The sequence below is a fragment of the Psychroflexus sediminis genome, assembly GCF_900099815.1.
In the GTDB taxonomy this organism is placed as follows: Bacteria; Bacteroidota; Bacteroidia; order Flavobacteriales; family Flavobacteriaceae; genus Psychroflexus; species Psychroflexus sediminis.
The window spans coordinates 1-1773 of the sequence record NZ_FNCW01000032.1; the positions used below are offsets into that span (position 1 = coordinate 1).

The window sequence follows — 1773 nt, forward strand, 5'->3', positions numbered from 1 at the left end:
ATATCTGATGTCTATTCTCTAACATCTCACTTCTAATAAGTTGACATAATAAAAATATATAAGAATTGCAGGGTAATGGCTTTGCTCTTTAGAGTCTGAAGTAAGGAATTAAAATAATAATCATCTTCATAGATAAGCTCTTCGGATAATTAGTATCACTTGGCTATGACATTACTGCCTTTACACCTGTGACCTATCAACCCCATCGTCTTTGGGGATCCTTTAAAGAAATCTCATCTTGTGGTGGGTTTCGCGCTTATATGCTTTCAGCGCTTATCCCTTCCAAACGTAGCTACTCTGCTATGCTCCTGGCGGAACAACAGATACACCAGAGGTTTGTCCAACTCGGTCCTCTCGTACTAGAGTCAGATCCACTCAAATTTCTAACGCCCACTGTAGATAGAGACCGAACTGTCTCACGACGTTCTGAACCCAGCTCGCGTGCCACTTTAATGGGCGAACAGCCCAACCCTTGGGACCTTCTCCAGCCCCAGGATGTGACGAGCCGACATCGAGGTGCCAAACCCCCCCGTCGATGTGAGCTCTTGGGGGAGATCAGCCTGTTATCCCCGGAGTACCTTTTATCCTTTGAGCGATGGCCCTTCCATGCGGAACCACCGGATCACTATGCTCTACTTTCGTACCTGATCGACTTGTAGGTCTCTCAGTCAAGCTCCCTTATGCCATTGCACTCTACGCACGGTTACCAAGCGTGCTGAGGGAACCTTTAGAAGCCTCCGTTACTCTTTTGGAGGCGACCACCCCAGTCAAACTACCCACCAAGTAATGTCCCCCCATTGGGGGTTAGGCTTCAAACAAGTAAAGGGTGGTATTTCAACAATGACTCCACTGCCCCTAGCGAGGCCGCTTCAATGTCTCCCACCTATCCTACACATCACTTATCCAAAGTCAATACTAAGCTATAGTAAAGGTTCACGGGGTCTTTTCGTCCCACAGCGGGTAATCGGCATCTTCACCGATACTACAATTTCACCGAGGTCATGGCTGAGACAGTGTCCAGATCGTTGCACCATTCGTGCAGGTCGGAACTTACCCGACAAGGAATTTCGCTACCTTAGGACCGTTATAGTTACGGCCGCCGTTTACTGGGGCTTCAATTCAATGCTTTGCCGAAGCTAACATCTCCTCTTAACCTTCCAGCACCGGGCAGGTGTCAGGCCCTATACTGCATCTCTCGATTTAGCAGAGCCCTGTGTTTTTGATAAACAGTCGCCTGGACCTCTTCACTGCGGCCCCCAACCGAAGTTGGGGGCGACCCTTCTCCCGAAGTTACGGGCCCATTTTGCCTAGTTCCTTAGCCATGAATCTCTCGAGCACCTTAGATTTCTCATCCCAACTACCTGTGTCGGTTTACGGTACGGGTTGCTTTAATTGATTTTCTTGGAAGAACGGCCTCTAGATTATCACCGCCACCGTAGCTTTGGTGTACTATCCCATCCTTACAGATGGTTCAACGTACTATTCCGTCAGTACGCACTAGATTTCCTTCTCCGTCTCTTTTAATTTAAAGCAAGTAGCAGAATATTAACTGCTTGTCCATCGACTACCCCTTTCGGGTTCGCCTTAGGCCCCGACTAACCCTCAGCTGATTAGCATAGCTGAGGAATCCTTGGTCTTTCGGTGTGCGGGTTTCTCGCCCGCATTATCGTTACTTATGCCTACATTTTCTTTTCTAATCGCTCCAGCATACCTTACAGTACACCTTCTGCGCAGATTAGAATGCTCCCCTACCTCTTATAGATTAATCTATAA

Annotated in this window: 1 rRNA gene; it reads right to left on the bottom strand. The window is 47.9% G+C overall.

The features are described 5' to 3' along the window. Positions 1-128: 128 nt before the first annotated feature. A 23S ribosomal RNA gene (locus BLP81_RS13475) occupies positions 129-1773 on the bottom strand; the annotation flags it as partial.